Origin of the sequence: Cedecea sp. (genome assembly GCF_036500665.1) — a bacterium.
In the GTDB taxonomy this organism is placed as follows: Bacteria; Pseudomonadota; Gammaproteobacteria; order Enterobacterales; family Enterobacteriaceae; genus Cedecea.
In genome coordinates this window covers 1-14,344 of the sequence record NZ_DASYBS010000009.1, presented here as the reverse complement: position 1 = coordinate 14,344, position 14,344 = coordinate 1, and the positions used below count along the sequence as shown (strand labels likewise).

Genomic DNA, 14,344 nt, shown 5'->3' with positions numbered 1-14,344 from the left:
GTCAGGGACGATGGCAGAACCCCAAAGGATACTGGTCCTCGGCGCCAGCGGCTACATTGGCCAGCACCTGGTGCCTTTACTCGTGGCGGCGGGACATCACGTCACCGCCGCCGCACGCCGCATTGACTGGCTGAAAAAGCAGCCGTGGCCGGGCGTCGAATGTCGGCACGTTGACTTACACTGGCCACACCGCCTGGGTGCCTTGCTGGAAAGTGTGGATACGGTTTATTACCTGATCCACAGCATGGGCGACGGCGATGACTTTATGGCGTTCGAACGGCAGGCGGCGCTGAATATGCGCGACGCGCTGACCGAGCATCCGGTGAAGCAGGTTATTTTCCTCAGCTCACTGCAGGCAAAAAGTGGGCAAACAAATTCGAAACACCTGAAGGCAAGGCAAATCACCGCGGATATCCTGCGTGATTCAGGCGTTCCAGTTACCGAACTGCGCGCAGGAATAATTGTAGGCGCAGGTTCAGCGGCCTTCGAAGTGATGCGCGATATGGTTTACAACCTGCCGGTACTGACACCGCCGCGCTGGGTGCGCTCCCGTACCTCACCCATTGCGCTGGATAACCTGCTGCATTACCTGGTGGTACTGCTGGATCATCCGGCGAACGGGCATCGCCTGTTTGAAGCCGCCGGGCCGGAAGTACTCAGCTATCAGCAGCAGTTTGAGCGCTTTATGGCCATCAGCGGCCGCCGCCGCCCGCTTATCCCCGTCCCCCTCCCCACCAGCTGGATTTCCGTGTGGTTTCTGAACGTCATTACCTCGGTACCGCCCGGTATTGCAAAAGCGCTGATTCAGGGGCTTGAACACGATCTGCTGGCGGATGACCGCAGCCTGCGCGAACGCATCCCGCAGCAGCTCATCAGCTTTGACGAGGCCGTACGCAAGACGCTGGCGAACGAACACCGGCTTGCCAACTCGCAGGACTGGGGCTATGACGCTCAGGCGTTTGCCCGCTGGCGGCCAGATTACGGTTTTTTTGCCAAACAGGCGGGCTGCACGCTCACCACCCACGCCGATCTCCGTTCACTGTGGCAGGTCATTAACCAGCTCGGCGGCAAAGAAGGCTACTTTTTTGGCAATGCCCTGTGGAAGATCCGCGCGCTGATGGATTTGCTGGTCGGGCATCGGCTTGCTAAAGGGCGGCCTGAAAAAGCCACGCTGGAAGTGGGCGACACCGTGGATAGCTGGAAAGTGATTATTGCCGAGCCGGAAAAAGAGCTGACGCTGCTGTTCGGGATGAAAGCGCCAGGGCTTGGGCGGCTGTCTTTCACATTACAGGATGACGGCAACCAGCGCAGGCTTGACGTCAGGGCCTGGTGGCACCCTCACGGCTGCGGCGGTTTGCTCTACTGGCTGGTGATGATCCCCGCCCATTTATTTATCTTTAAGGGAATGGCGCGGCGAATTGTTCATTTAGCGGAACAAAACTCGATCAAAAAGAGAAGTTAGCTCCTAATCTTTCAGTATTCCCATTGCATGCGCTGCCGTTTCACGGAAAAATGCGCAGCGTTAATCTCAAATATAACGAGTTGGTCACATGAAGGTACTGGTCACCGGCGCAACCAGCGGTTTAGGCCGAAACGCGGTCGAATATTTACGCGCCAGGGGCGTCAGCGTCCGGGCAACCGGGCGCAACGAAGCGATGGGCAAACTGCTGCAAAAGATGGGCGCAGAATTTGTTCATGCCGACCTGACGGAGCTGGTCTCTTCTCAGGCTAAAGTGATGCTCGCGGATGTCGATACGCTCTGGCACTGCTCCAGCTTTACCTCGCCGTGGGGAACCCAGCAGGCCTTCGACCTCGCCAACGTTCGTGCCACCCGTCGTCTTGGCGAGTGGGCCGTGGCCTGGGGCGTACGCGACTTTATTCATATCTCGTCGCCGTCGCTCTACTTTGATTACCACCATCACCGCAACATCCGCGAAGATTTCCGCCCGGTGCGCTTTGCCAACGAATTTGCCCGCAGTAAAGCCGCCAGCGAAGAAGTTATTCAGCTGCTGGCGCAGGCCAACCCGAACACCCGTTTCACCATCCTGCGCCCGCAAAGCCTGTTCGGGCCGCACGACAAAGTGTTTTTCCCACGCCTGGTGCAGATGATGCGCCACTACGGCAGCGTGCTGCTGCCGCGCGGGGGCGATGCGCTGGTGGATATGACCTATCTGGAAAACGCGGTACACGCGATGTGGCTGGCGACGCAGAAACAGGACTTACCCTCCGGCCGCGCCTACAACATCACCAATATGGAAGCGCGCCCGCTGCGGACTATCGTGCAGAAACTGATCGACGAGCTGGGCATCAAATGCCGCATTCGTTCTGTGCCGTACCCGATGCTGGACATCATCGCCCGCAGCCTGGAGCACTTTGGCAATAAATCAGCCAAAGAGCCGGTGCTCACGCACTACGGCGTCTCCAAGCTGAACTTCGATCTGACGCTGGATACCACACGAGCGGAAACGGAGCTGGGCTACCAGCCTATCGTCACCCTTGATGAAGGCATTCGCCGCACCGCGCTGTGGCTTAAAGATCACGGCACGCTGCACCGCGGCTAGCCCTGGCCGTATTTCTCCAGTAGCGCCTCGGCTATTGCCTGGCTTTCCGCATCCGCCTCGCCGCTGTAGTTCGCCGGGCGGAAGTGCATCTGGAAGGCGGTAATCACCCTTTTCTGCTGCGCATTGGTCATGCCCGGCAGCACTTCGTAGCCATAGCGGGAAAGCACATCCAGCAGCTCTGTTTTATCCACGGGCTGCAGTGGGCCACGGCCGTTAAGATAAAATCTCACTCTTGCGGCATCCGGCCAGGCGCCAATACCTTTATCCGCAAATTGCTTCCATGGGAACAGTGGCCCCGGATCAACCTTGCGCTGCGGCGCGATATCTCCGTGAGCGACTACGTTTTGCGGTGCGATGTTATAGCGCGCAATAATCTGCTTCGCTAAATCCTCAAGCACCGCAATCTGCGGCTGGCTGAAGGGGTAGAAGCGCTGAACACCGCCCACCCGGGTGTAACCCTGGTTTTCCAGCTCAATGCCCACGGACGTGTCGTTAATTCGCGTGGCACCGCGCCAGAAGCTGATCCCGGCATGCCAGGCCAGCTGTTCTTCCGGCACCAGTTGCCAGACAACGGGTTTCCCGCCGGACAGCGGCGGCTCGGCAGGAACAAGATAGTGGGCGCTGACGTTACGATCGGTGAGCGTGGAAAGCGAACTTGAAAAATCATCCGCCGTGTAGTGGATCACCAGAATTTTCACTCGTGGATAAGCGGCCTGCGCCTGGTGCCTGGTGTCTACTTTATAGCTGCCCCGATCGACAATCCCTTTTGGGCCAGCGCAGCCCGCCAGCAGCAGCGCCAGGGCAAGCGCTAAGATCCTGGCTTTCATTTTCGCGTTTTAACCGCTGTGCCGCTGACGCAAACCATCAGCATGCTGCCGTCTTTGCCGACGGTTTCATAGTCGATATCAATCCCGACCACGGCGTTAGCGCCCAGGCTTTCAGCCTGCTCCTGAATTTCACGAAACGCGATGTCCCGCGCTTTGCGTAACTCTTTTTCATAGGCCCCGGAACGCCCGCCGACGATGTCGCGAACCCCGGCAAAAAAATCGCGGAAAATATTGGCACCCAGGATAGCTTCCCCGGTCACCACGCCGCAGTATTCAGTAATGGTGTGGCCTTCCAGGCCTGGCGTTGTTGTAAACTGCATCTCGTTCTCCTCTCTTTGCCATCAACATGTTAGCCCGGCAATCGCCACGCGATTTTGAGCCAATACGCTATGCTAAGGTAGTCCTCCTGAGAAAATAAGGAAATAAAAATGCGCAGCTCAGCTTTGGCTCTTCTCCCCTGTGCGCTGGTTCTGTCGGCCTGTACTGCAGTCACACCAGCCTTTAAAGACATCGGCACCCGCAGCGGCCCCTGCGTCAGCGGCGGCCCGGATGAGGTCGCTCAGCAGTTCTATGATTACCGTATTGCGCACAAAGGCGAAGGCCTGAGTTCCGTTGCCGCGCTGCGGCCTTACCTGAGTGATTCCCTGTTCCAGCTGCTGCAAAAATCCACTACCTCTCCGGCAGCACAGGATGCATTTATCCGCAGCGATATCTTCTCCAGCCAGTCCGAAGGGCCGGATAAAGCAAGCGTTGCCTCTGCATCAACTATCCCTAATACCGACGCGCGCAATCTTCCGCTACGCGTCGAACTCACCCGCGGCAGCCAAACATGGAAAGATGAGGTGCTGATGGTGCGTGAAGGTCAGTGCTGGGCGGTGGACGACGTGCGCTATCTCGGCGCGGCAAGCCACGCGCCAACCGGTACGCTACGCCAGGCAGTAGAAGGGAAATAGCGGCAATTTAAGCTTACGCTATGCGGGTGGTAAAAACATAACCCCTGTAAATAGTCTGGCATCTTCAGGGAATGCGGTTTTTTATACTTAGCCACCACCCGCCTCGCTATTTTGTGCTAACTTTACGCCATGAAAGCAGTTATTTTTAAGTTTTAACGCACAAAGATTGCATAACTATTCTGTTAAAGGTACCCTTTGCGGCCTCAATTGCTATTCAACTTCAGCGCATGAGTATTCAACTAGACAGCATTAATTGCTTTTACGGTGCCCATCAGGCGCTGTTCGACATCACACTACATTGCCCGCAGGGTGAGACGCTGGTGTTGCTGGGCCCAAGCGGCGCCGGCAAGAGCTCTCTGCTGCGTGTACTCAACCTGCTTGAGATGCCGCGTTCCGGCAGGCTCAGCATCGCAGGCAATACTTTCGACTTCTCCAAAGCCCCCGGCGATAAAGCGATTCGCGATTTGCGCCAGAATGTCGGCATGGTCTTCCAGCAATACAATCTGTGGCCGCACCTCACCGTGCTGCAAAACCTGATTGAAGCGCCCTGCCGCGTATTGGGACTCAGCAAAGATAAAGCACGCGAACGTGCCGATAAACTGCTTGAGCGCCTGCGCCTGAAACCGTATATGGATCGCTATCCGCTGCACCTTTCCGGCGGTCAGCAGCAGCGCGTAGCCATCGCTCGCGCACTGATGATGGAGCCGCAGATCCTGCTGTTCGATGAGCCAACCGCCGCACTTGACCCGGAAATCACCGCGCAGATCGTCAGCATTATTCGCGAGCTGGCGGAAACCAACATTACTCAGGTCATCGTGACCCATGAAGTAGAAGTGGCGCGTAAAACCGCCAGCCGCGTGGTGTATATGGAAAACGGCCACATCATCGAACAAGGTGATGCCAGCTGCTTTGCTAACCCGCAAACCGATGCGTTTAAATTCTATCTCTCTCACTGATGTTGAACGGGAAAACGACAATGAAAAAAGTTTTGCTGGCCACTCTTTTAGCCACTCTGAGCCTTTCTGCTACCGCCGCACAGACCATCCGTTTTGCTACCGAAGCCTCTTACCCTCCGTTTGAGTCTATCGACGCCAACAACAAGATAGTCGGCTTTGACGTTGACCTGGCTAACGCCCTGTGCAAACAGATCGATGCCACCTGTACCTTTACCAATCAGGCGTTCGACAGCCTGATTCCAAGCCTGAAATTCCGCCGTATTGACGCGGTCATGGCCGGGATGGACATCACGCCCGAGCGTGAAAAACAGGTGCTGTTCACTAAGCCCTACTACGACAACTCCGCGCTGTTTGTTGGCGTGAAGGGCAAATACGCTGATATCAGCGCGCTGAAAGGCAAGAAAGTGGGCATCCAGAACGGGACCACGCACCAGAAATACATCACCGACAAGCACCCGGAAATCACCACCGTGCCTTACGACAGCTACCAGAACGCCAAGCTGGATCTGCAGAACGGCCGTATTGATGCCGTCTTCGGCGATACCGCTGTGGTGACCGAATGGCTGAAAGCCAGCCCGGAACTGGTTGCCGTGGGTGACAAAGTGACCGACAAAGATTACTTCGGCACCGGCCTCGGCATTGCCCTGCGCCAGGGCAACACTGACCTGCAGAGCAAATTCAACGCCGCGCTGGATAAAGTGAAACAAGATGGCACCTACAAAGCCATCTACGACAAATGGTTCCAGAAGTAATCGACTCGATGAACGAATTGTTTCCATTAGCAAGCGCCGCCGGGATGACCGTCGGCCTTGCCGTTTGTGCCCTGATAGTCGGCCTGGCGCTGGCGATGATCTTTGCCGTCTGGGAGTCCGCCAAATGGCGCCCGGTGGCCTGGATTGGCTCAGGGCTGGTCACGCTTTTCCGTGGCCTGCCTGAAATTCTGGTGGTGCTGTTTATCTACTTCGGCTCTTCCCAGCTGCTGCTGATGCTCTCTGACGGCTTTACTCTCAATCTTGGTTTTGCCGCAATCCCGGTCAAAATGGAGATTGAGAACTTTGACGTCAGCCCGTTCCTCTGCGGCGTGATTGCCCTCTCCCTGCTCTATTCCGCCTATGCGTCGCAGACGCTGCGCGGTGCGCTGAAAGCGGTGCCGGTTGGGCAATGGGAATCAGGCCAGGCGTTGGGTTTATCCAAAACCGCGATTTTCTTCCGCCTGGTGATGCCGCAGATGTGGCGCCACGCGCTGCCGGGTCTGGGTAACCAGTGGCTGGTGCTGCTGAAAGACACCGCGCTGGTGTCGCTTATCAGCGTGAACGACCTGATGCTGCAAACCAAAAGTATCGCTACCCGCACGCAGGAGCCGTTTACCTGGTACGTGATAGCCGCGGCGATTTACCTGGTTATCACCTTGCTGAGCCAGTACATCCTGAAGCGTATCGACCTGCGCGCCACGCGCTTTGAACGGAGACCTGACTGATGCTCGAGTACTTACCGGAGCTGATGAAAGGTCTACACACCAGCCTGACGCTCACCGCCGCTTCCATTGCCGTGGCGCTCGTGCTGTCGCTGCTGTTTACCATCGTTCTGACGCTGAAAACACCCGTGCTGGTGTACATTGTGCGCGCTTACATCACGCTGTTTACCGGCACGCCGCTGCTGGTGCAAATCTTCCTCATTTACTACGGTCCGGGGCAGTTTCCGTCGCTCCAGCACTATCCGGTGCTGTGGCATCTGCTTTCCGAACCGTGGCTATGCGCGTTGATTGCGCTGTCGCTGAACAGCGCCGCGTACACCACGCAGCTGTTCTACGGCGCGATCAGAGCCATTCCGGAAGGCCAGTGGCAGTCCTGTAGCGCGCTAGGGATGAGCAAGAAAGACACGCTGGCCATCCTGTTGCCTTATGCCTTTAAACGCGCGCTCTCTTCGTACTCGAACGAAGTCGTGCTGGTGTTCAAGAGTACCTCCCTGGCCTACACCATTACGCTCATGGAAGTGATGGGCTACGGGCAGCTGCTGTATGGCCGCACCTATGATGTGGCCGTCTTTGGCGCTGCCGGGCTGGTCTACCTCATCGTTAACGGGCTGCTTACGCTGTTGATGCGCTTTATCGAACGCCGGGCGCTGGCGTTTGAGCGCCGAAGCTAGACTGCGAAAAAGGCTTCCACACGGAAGCCTTTTTTACGCCTAAACCTTTTTAGAAAAACAGCGCATTAATCAACAGCAGGGTCACAGAGCCGGTCGCCCAGAGGATCGTTGACGTGATACTCCAGACTTTGATTTGTTCCTGCACTTCCGTCACGCCCAGTGAACGGTTTACCACCCAGAAATAGGCATCGTTAAAGTAGGAGAACATAAATGACCCTACCGTACAGCCCAGTCCAGCAATAACAGGATCCACACCTAAGGTACCGATCATCGGTGCCGTGATGCTCGCGGCGGTAATCATCGCTACCGTACCAGAACCCTGAATCAGGCGAACCAGCGTCGAAATCGTCAACGGCAGCAAGACGCCCGGCACGCCCATCAAAATAATATATTCCGCTATCATATTGCCTGCGCCAGAGTCACGCAGCACCATCCCCAGCGCCCCACCACCGCCGATCACCAGAAAAATGATCCCCGCAGAGCGGATGGCATTTTCCATATTTTGCGTCACTTCTTTGCGATCGTAACGGCTGCCAAGCCCGATAATCGCGATAAGTAGCCCGGCTCCCACCGCGGTCACCGGGTGACCTATTGCCACAAACATCTGCGTCAGCGACTGCTGCCAGGTATCAATCTCAGGATCGACATGACCAAACTCTTTCAGGAAAGTTGCCAGCAGGATAAGCACGATAGGAACCATTAACGGGGCGAAGGAAATTGCCTTACCCGGCAGGTCTTCCTCCTGTTCGCGACCTTCTGTTCCGCAAATGGGGCGTTCACGCGTAAACCCGCTACCGTCTTCCGTCGGGATCAGGAAAATGCTTTTTCCAAGGTGTCGGGTGTACAGGAAACCGGCTATTGCCACGGGAACCGCCACCACCATGCTCCACAGCATGAACCGCCCAATGGGCATATTGAATTGTGAAACCACGCCAAAAGGCCCTACCGCAGGCGGGATCATGCTGTGACTAATGACCAAACCGGCCGCAAGCGTAGCGCCCAGCCCAACCACCGACTTTCCGGTTGAGCGGGAAATGGCTTTCACCAACGGCACCAAAACGATAAATGCCGAATCGCAGAACACCGCCATCGAGACGATAAGGCCTATCATAACCAGCGCCAGTTCTTCACGCCCTTTACCCAACAGGCGAATAAAGGTAATCGCCATGCGTTTAGAGGCCCCGCTCATCTGAAGCAGGGAGCCCATCATCACGCCAAAGCCAATCACAATGCCAATATGCCCCAGGGTACCGCCAAACCCTTTAGTCACGGAGGCTATCATCAGCTCACTTTTCATCCCCCCCAGCGAGCCGGTGATCACCGCAGCAATAATCAGCGCCGGAAACGCCGGAATGCGAGTTTTGAGGATCATAAACAACAGCGCCACAATCGCGACCAGCAGGCCACCAATGACGCGAAAACTGTTTAACTCCTCCTCGCTGGTACTACCGAGGTTAAAAATCACTAAGCCAATACAAAGGACAACTATGCCCTTCAGGCCTGGACTCATTCCCGCCGTAGCGGTTTCCATTGGTTTATCAGACATACACTCACCTCGGATAAAGGCGGCAGGCCATTACGCCCGCCACACGTTATTGTTTTTGATAATAGGGTGCATAAAGCGCGGCCAATCTGACCGCCTCAATCAGGCTTACAGGGTCGGCTATGCCCCTGCCTGCAATGTCGTTCGCCGTACCGTGATCAACAGAAGTTCGCAGGATAGGCATCCCGGCGGTGATGGAAATTGTGCGGTGAAAATCCACCATTTTGGTGGCGATGTGCCCCTGGTCGTGATACGGCGAAAGCACCGCATCCCACGCGCCCTTAAGAGCAAAATGGAACACGCTGTCCGCTGGTTTTGGCCCATCAATCAAGATGCCTTGCTTGCGGGCAAGCTCAATACCGGGCAATAAAACGTCATCATCCTCGTGCCCAAAGAGTCCGTGTTCTCCGCCGTGAGGGTTAATGGCCGCAAGCGCCAGCTTCGGAGCCGGTACGCCAAGCTGCTGTAGCGCGCGGGTGCAGCGTATGGCGTAGTCACACACTTTTTCAGGAGTCAGGCTTTGTATCGCGTTGACCAACGAGAGATGGCGCGTCAGGAAAAAGACGCGCAGGGTATGCACCTGAAACAAGGTCAGCGGATCATGAGAGCCCGTCAGATGAGCAAAAATTTCGGTATGGCCAATAAAATCGACGCCGCCGGCCTTAAGCGACTCTTTATTTATTGGGGTGGTTGCAACGGCATCGACCTCACCTCGTAGCGCCATATTGACCGCAAGTTCAATACACTCATAAGCGGCTTTACCGCATTGCCCCTGAATTTCACCCGGCGTAAGCGTTTCAGTATCTAACTCTCCGGCTTCAATAAGGTTCATGGTGTCCGGGCGGTCGAGATAATCTTTTACCCCGGTGATAACGTTAATCGATAATTGCACATCAGAAAATTTCGCAGCCTCCTCCAGCACCATTTTATTTCCAACAACGATCATTCTGGCATCGTGTTGTGCATTCTCTGAGGCTAATGTTTTTACGGTAATCTCCGGGCCAATGCCAGCAGCATCCCCCATTGGAATAACAACCAACGGTTTCATAATCAACTCCTTTTATTATTAATTAACGTCTGTTGCAGCGGTATTACTTGAAATCTTCGTCACTAAATAATCAATACAATGAATAAGCGTATCATCATTACCCACGAACCCACCCTTGGTAATAATAGGTAGCCCATCTGACAGTCCACCGACGAGTTTTCCATATACGGCAAGCGGCTCCACCTCATCCTTCAGCACGACGCCATTGCCTTTTAATCTTTTGGTTATGCTGACCATCACATCGCCACCGCTACCATAAAGTCCGCTAATGGGCGACTTTTCCTTAATTAAAATCTGAGCAACAACTTCAGCAATACCGCGATTTATCATGCAGCTGGCCTCATGAGTATCAACGCCATATTTTTTTGCTAACGTATCCAAACGGCAAATATGCTCAGGCGACTCTACGGAGTCAACGCCAACAACATCAAAGGTACGAGTTTTGTCAATTAAACGGTCGACCAGTTCAAGGGTATTTTGAGGGTGTAATGCAAACTCAATTAACATATCGGCCGGTAATGTCTCGATATAGACTTCGCGCTCATAGCGAAGTTTTTTAATTTGCCGCTGGGTTAAATCAGAAACACTCCCAATAGCCAGCAGCACTTTATTTGTACGGCGCCGCCCGGAGGAGAATTTTAGCCATGACAATTGAGAGGTGAATACGCCGGGATCGACACAGAAAAAAGGCACTTTTGATTTCTGCACCGCCAGAGCAATTTGCTGAATGTCATCCGCCGTTGTCGCGTCTATAATCACAATACGAACATTGCTTCTATAGAGCTCCCTCAGCTTTTTGGTCAGGGTGCTCTCCCCGCTCAATACATCACGCAGACAAATATATCCTACGCTCTTATTTGTCTGCTGGCGGAAAAGCTCAACAACGGAAGATTCCAGCATTGGGTTTTTGGGGTCATTGCGCATGGCGGTATTTTGCAGCGGTATACCGTCAACCAGCAGCGATCCCCCCACGCAGATGCGGCCGCTTGAAGGATAAACGGGCACAACAATCGCCATCAGATGCGGGAAGCGATCAATAACGGCATCCACCTCCGCCCCCAGATTCCCGCGCAGCGTCGAATCAATACGCTTGCTTATCAGCGTCTCCTCGGGATTGATGCGAGCAACGCGCTCCGCCACGCGCTGGTATGCCTCGCAGGATGAAACCGAGCGAGAATCCGTTGAGAAAGAGATGACATCAAAACGCGTCTCCTCTTCATCGTGGTCATCCAGGCAGGTCATGGTGGTAAACCCCTTGGTACTCAACAGCGCGGCGGTGGCATTTGCGCCGGTTAAATCATCCGCGATTATGGCTATTTTCACAGTGCTTCCCTCTCTGTATCGGATTAAGATCACGTCATAAGCGGCTCGCGATTGACGATGATCTGATTAAAATTAGCCAGATCGGCTATTTTGTAATGGCAAAATACATTCCTTTTACTTTCATCAACCAACAGTACCGATTTTGCGGCATGATTCATCGCCATCCATTTGCAGTCGGCTTTACTTTGCGTCGTGGTCATGGCGCCATAGTTTTCACCAAACCCATCCGCCCCTATAAATGCCAGGTCGGTGTAATGATCGCTCAGGTAGCGCAGCGTTTCACTGCAATAGGCTGAACGACTCTCTCTGACTAACTCTCCAGGGCAAATAATCAGCTTAACGCCGGGATTGTCATTCAATATATAAGCAGTAGAAATATCATTAGTAATAATGGTTAGTGGAATGTCGATCAGCCAGGCCAACTGTTTCACCGTCGTACCACCATCCATAAAGATCACTTCGCCGGGGCGTAAAAGGTTATAGGCCTGTAATGCGATAGACTTTTTCCACTCAATATTATGCTGCGCCTTATTCTTATAGTCTGGACTCTGGTTAATAAAACCCTTAATAATCTGCCCACCAAAAATAACTTTCGCTTTTCCTTCTTTTTGCAGCTCATCGACATCCCGACGAATAGTCATATGTGAAACCGTAAAGTATTCCGCTAACTGGTTAATGGTAATTGAATGATTAACATCAAGCATTTCGATAATGCGGTGTACCCTTTGCATTTTGGAATAACGTGTCATGACCACTGTCTCGTTGAGTGTTAGCTTCACTCGATTTTTAAGCTAACTGTTTTAAAAAAACACAGCTGTGAATAAAATCACAAATTCACAACCTCTTCACTAAATAAGAAAATTAAAAGAGTATTGTGGTAAAAACCCCACAATCAGCATCATTAGTTTAAGGAAACAACGTGAATAATAAAACCGACACCATGCAAGAATTAATTAGCAGAGGCCGTAACGTATTACATGAAGAGGCGAAAGCAATAATTAGCGCAACCGCTAATATTAATGAAGGATTCGCTCGCGCAATTAAATTAATATTAAATTCATCGGGCAAGGTCATCGTCAGTGCGATAGGAAAGCCGGGCTATATTGCGCATAAAATTTCGGCCACGCTCTCCAGCACCGGAACGCCATCGTTTTTCCTGCACCCCGCGGAAGCGCTGCACGGCGATCTGGGACGAGTCTGCCGGGAAGATGTCATGCTTATTCTTTCTAACAGTGGTGAAACAGCTGAAATCGTGAATATGCTGCCGACGCTAAAGCGTATTGGCGTACCGATTATTTCAGTATGCGGCTCGGCAGATTCTATGCTTGCTAAGCACAGCGATATTTTCATTTCGTCAAAGGTTGAGCACGAATGTTGCCCGCTGAATCTTGCGCCCACCACCAGTACCACGCTGGCTCTGGCTATCGGCGATGCCGTCGCCGTCGCCCTCATGCAGGAGCGGGAATTCAGTACAGAGCATTTTGCTTTTTATCACCCTGGGGGGTCATTGGGCAGAAAACTGTTGCTGACGGTTGAGAAAGTCATGCGCGGCGGGGAAAAAGCCTGCCTGTTAAGCCGCGACACGACCATACTTGACGCGCTGTTCACCATGACGCGCCACCTTTCCGGCGCGGTGCTTATTGTTAATCAACAAAATGCGGTGGAAGGTATTATTACCGACGGTGATATTCGTCGCTACGTGATGTACAACAACCTTTTCCTGCAGGCAGCGGTAGTGGAAATAATGAACCCTTGTCCCGTCTGTATTCACCAGCACCAACTTGTCGATGAAGCCCTCAGCATCATGGAACAACATCAGCCAGGCCCCATCACCGTGCTCCCCGTACTTAACGATCTCAACCAGGCTGTCGGTCTGCTGCACCTCACTGACCTGCTGAACATACGGCCTGTACCTGACGCCATATAGACATAAAAATACATTTATATTGAATATAAATTCATTTTTTGGCATGGTTATTTGACGTCGGGAAACGGCGATTTAAAACAATATTGACAGACGGGAGCAACACGCATGAAAAAGTTACTGTTAGCCGCAGTGTTCGCAACAGCCGCATTCAACGTGGCCGCGGCAGAAAAAATCAACTTCGGCTCTTCGGCAACCTACCCTCCTTTTGAATCTCTGGATGCCCGTAATCAGATCGTCGGTTTCGATATCGATTTGGCAAAAGCATTATGCAAACAAATGCAGGCCGAATGTACGTTCACCAACCACGCCTTCGACAGCCTTATCCCTTCGCTGAAGTTCCGTAAATACGATGCGGTCATTTCCGGCATGGACATCACGCCGGAGCGAGCAAAACAGGTCGCCTTCACCAACCCGTACTACGCCAACTCGGCGGTGGTGATTGCGAAAAAAGGCCAGTTTAGCTCGCTGGACGATCTCAAAGGCAAGCGTATCGGGATGGAAAACGGCACCACGCACCAGAAATACCTGCAGGATAAGCATCCTGAGGTGAAAACCGTCTCCTACGACAGCTACCAGAACGCAATTATCGACCTGAAAAATGGCCGTATTGACGGGGTATTCGGCGATACGGCCGTGGTGAATGAGTGGCTGAAAACCAACCCTCAGCTGGGCACCGTAGGCGAGCATGTGACCGACGCACAGTACTTTGGCACCGGTTTAGGGATTGCGGTTCGCCCGGATAATCAGGCGCTGTTGAAGAAGCTGAACGACGCGCTGGCGGCGATTAAAGCAGACGGGACGTACCAGAAGATCGGTAACGAGTGGTTCCCGCAGTAAGTTTGTTCTCACTCCGGGCCGCTCCTTCGTCACAAATATGTTTTATGTAAGGCCCGCTAAGATTCCGTTCACCTCAAGTACAAGCTCATATGCTATCACCGAGCGTAGTGAACGTGTCCGGGGGATAACGCCATCCCCCGGACAGCCCCGGCGCCCGGCGAGCTCATCGCCGCTGAAGCGGTAAACCCACCGGCTATCACCCAAACATTCGGGGTCGTTCGCGA

The 14,344-nt window shown here is 53.6% G+C and carries 15 protein-coding genes; 9 read left to right on the top strand and 6 right to left on the bottom strand.

Annotation, left to right across the window (positions count from 1 at the left end):
* Nucleotides 1–10 precede the first annotated feature (10 nt).
* Together VGM55_RS00985 and VGM55_RS00980 are read left to right on the top strand one after the other, a co-directional pair.
* A complete protein-coding gene (locus VGM55_RS00985; protein WP_331634311.1) occupies nucleotides 11–1,462 on the top strand; it encodes an SDR family oxidoreductase in 1,452 nt (483 codons plus the stop codon).
* An 88-nt stretch (nucleotides 1,463–1,550) separates the two neighbouring features.
* On the top strand, nucleotides 1,551–2,561 hold the full coding sequence (locus VGM55_RS00980; protein WP_331634310.1) for an NAD(P)-dependent oxidoreductase: 1,011 nt from the start codon (nucleotides 1,551–1,553) through the stop codon (nucleotides 2,559–2,561).
* Here the strand turns inward: VGM55_RS00980 and VGM55_RS00975 are convergent.
* Together VGM55_RS00975 and VGM55_RS00970 are read right to left on the bottom strand one after the other, a co-directional pair.
* On the bottom strand, nucleotides 2,558–3,388 hold the full coding sequence (locus VGM55_RS00975) for an N-acetylmuramoyl-L-alanine amidase (RefSeq protein WP_331634309.1): 831 nt from the start codon (nucleotides 3,386–3,388) through the stop codon (nucleotides 2,558–2,560). The two genes, VGM55_RS00980 and VGM55_RS00975, sit on opposite strands and share 4 nt — an antisense overlap.
* Entirely contained in the window at nucleotides 3,385–3,708 is a 324-nt protein-coding gene (locus VGM55_RS00970; RefSeq protein ID WP_008461083.1) for a heavy metal-binding domain-containing protein, read from the bottom strand. Before VGM55_RS00970 ends, VGM55_RS00975 begins: the two co-directional genes overlap by 4 nt.
* Nucleotides 3,709–3,816: 108 nt before the next feature.
* On the opposite strand from VGM55_RS00970, the gene VGM55_RS00965 reads away from it, so the two are divergent.
* The 5 genes from VGM55_RS00965 to artM all read left to right on the top strand — a co-directional run bounded on the left by VGM55_RS00965 (nucleotide 3,817) and on the right by artM (nucleotide 7,442).
* Entirely contained in the window at nucleotides 3,817–4,341 is a 525-nt protein-coding gene (locus VGM55_RS00965) for a lipoprotein (protein WP_331634308.1), read from the top strand.
* Between the two features lie 227 nt (nucleotides 4,342–4,568).
* Entirely contained in the window at nucleotides 4,569–5,297 is a 729-nt protein-coding gene (artP, locus tag VGM55_RS00960; protein WP_154185028.1) for an arginine ABC transporter ATP-binding protein ArtP, read from the top strand.
* A gap of 20 nt (nucleotides 5,298–5,317) precedes the next feature.
* On the top strand, nucleotides 5,318–6,049 hold the full coding sequence (gene artJ / locus VGM55_RS00955; protein WP_331634307.1) for an arginine ABC transporter substrate-binding protein: 732 nt from the start codon (nucleotides 5,318–5,320) through the stop codon (nucleotides 6,047–6,049).
* Between the two features lie 8 nt (nucleotides 6,050–6,057).
* Entirely contained in the window at nucleotides 6,058–6,774 is a 717-nt protein-coding gene (artQ, locus tag VGM55_RS00950; protein ID WP_154185030.1) for an arginine ABC transporter permease ArtQ, read from the top strand.
* Entirely contained in the window at nucleotides 6,774–7,442 is a 669-nt protein-coding gene (gene artM, locus VGM55_RS00945) for an arginine ABC transporter permease ArtM (protein ID WP_154185031.1), read from the top strand. The genes artQ and artM overlap by 1 nt, the downstream gene beginning before the upstream one ends.
* A 49-nt stretch (nucleotides 7,443–7,491) precedes the next feature.
* On the opposite strand, the gene VGM55_RS00940 is transcribed toward artM, so the two are convergent.
* Genes VGM55_RS00940 through VGM55_RS00925 form a run of 4 tightly spaced genes read right to left on the bottom strand, consistent with a single transcriptional unit; the run spans nucleotide 7,492 to nucleotide 12,105 of the window.
* Complete coding sequence (locus tag VGM55_RS00940; RefSeq protein WP_154185032.1) at nucleotides 7,492–8,988, bottom strand: GntP family permease; 1,497 nt, start codon at nucleotides 8,986–8,988, stop codon at nucleotides 7,492–7,494.
* Between the two features lie 46 nt (nucleotides 8,989–9,034).
* Complete coding sequence (pdxA, locus tag VGM55_RS00935) at nucleotides 9,035–10,033, bottom strand: 4-hydroxythreonine-4-phosphate dehydrogenase PdxA (protein WP_154185033.1); 999 nt, start codon at nucleotides 10,031–10,033, stop codon at nucleotides 9,035–9,037.
* An 18-nt stretch (nucleotides 10,034–10,051) separates the two neighbouring features.
* Entirely contained in the window at nucleotides 10,052–11,356 is a 1,305-nt protein-coding gene (locus tag VGM55_RS00930; RefSeq protein WP_331634305.1) for a four-carbon acid sugar kinase family protein, read from the bottom strand.
* A 29-nt stretch (nucleotides 11,357–11,385) separates the two neighbouring features.
* A complete protein-coding gene (locus VGM55_RS00925) occupies nucleotides 11,386–12,105 on the bottom strand; it encodes a DeoR/GlpR family DNA-binding transcription regulator (RefSeq protein WP_154185034.1) in 720 nt (239 codons plus the stop codon).
* 170 nt (nucleotides 12,106–12,275) lie between these two features.
* Between VGM55_RS00925 and VGM55_RS00920 the strand changes: the two genes are divergently transcribed.
* Together VGM55_RS00920 and artJ (VGM55_RS00915) are read left to right on the top strand one after the other, a co-directional pair.
* Complete coding sequence (locus VGM55_RS00920; protein WP_331634304.1) at nucleotides 12,276–13,283, top strand: KpsF/GutQ family sugar-phosphate isomerase; 1,008 nt, start codon at nucleotides 12,276–12,278, stop codon at nucleotides 13,281–13,283.
* A gap of 105 nt (nucleotides 13,284–13,388) precedes the next feature.
* Nucleotides 13,389–14,120, top strand: coding sequence for an arginine ABC transporter substrate-binding protein ArtJ (artJ, locus tag VGM55_RS00915; protein WP_154185035.1), 732 nt, complete (start codon nucleotides 13,389–13,391; stop codon nucleotides 14,118–14,120).
* Nucleotides 14,121–14,344 lie beyond the last annotated feature (224 nt).

Excerpts from the sequence above, each read along its gene's own strand:
- artJ (WP_331634307.1), top strand. The coding sequence starts at position 5,318 with ATGAAAAAAGTTTTGCTGGCCACTCTTTTAGCCACTCTGAGCCTTTCT.
- artP (WP_154185028.1), top strand. The coding sequence starts at position 4,569 with ATGAGTATTCAACTAGACAGCATTAATTGCTTTTACGGTGCCCATCAG.
- VGM55_RS00965 (WP_331634308.1), top strand. The coding sequence starts at position 3,817 with ATGCGCAGCTCAGCTTTGGCTCTTCTCCCCTGTGCGCTGGTTCTGTCG.
- VGM55_RS00980 (WP_331634310.1), top strand. The coding sequence starts at position 1,551 with ATGAAGGTACTGGTCACCGGCGCAACCAGCGGTTTAGGCCGAAACGCG.
- VGM55_RS00925 (WP_154185034.1), bottom strand. The coding sequence starts at position 12,105 with ATGACACGTTATTCCAAAATGCAAAGGGTACACCGCATTATCGAAATG.
- VGM55_RS00975 (WP_331634309.1), bottom strand. The coding sequence starts at position 3,388 with ATGAAAGCCAGGATCTTAGCGCTTGCCCTGGCGCTGCTGCTGGCGGGC.
- artM (WP_154185031.1), top strand. The coding sequence starts at position 6,774 with ATGCTCGAGTACTTACCGGAGCTGATGAAAGGTCTACACACCAGCCTG.
- pdxA (WP_154185033.1), bottom strand. The coding sequence starts at position 10,033 with ATGAAACCGTTGGTTGTTATTCCAATGGGGGATGCTGCTGGCATTGGC.
- artQ (WP_154185030.1), top strand. The coding sequence starts at position 6,058 with ATGAACGAATTGTTTCCATTAGCAAGCGCCGCCGGGATGACCGTCGGC.
- artJ (WP_154185035.1), top strand. The coding sequence starts at position 13,389 with ATGAAAAAGTTACTGTTAGCCGCAGTGTTCGCAACAGCCGCATTCAAC.
- VGM55_RS00985 (WP_331634311.1), top strand. The coding sequence starts at position 11 with ATGGCAGAACCCCAAAGGATACTGGTCCTCGGCGCCAGCGGCTACATT.
- VGM55_RS00940 (WP_154185032.1), bottom strand. The coding sequence starts at position 8,988 with ATGTCTGATAAACCAATGGAAACCGCTACGGCGGGAATGAGTCCAGGC.
- VGM55_RS00970 (WP_008461083.1), bottom strand. The coding sequence starts at position 3,708 with ATGCAGTTTACAACAACGCCAGGCCTGGAAGGCCACACCATTACTGAA.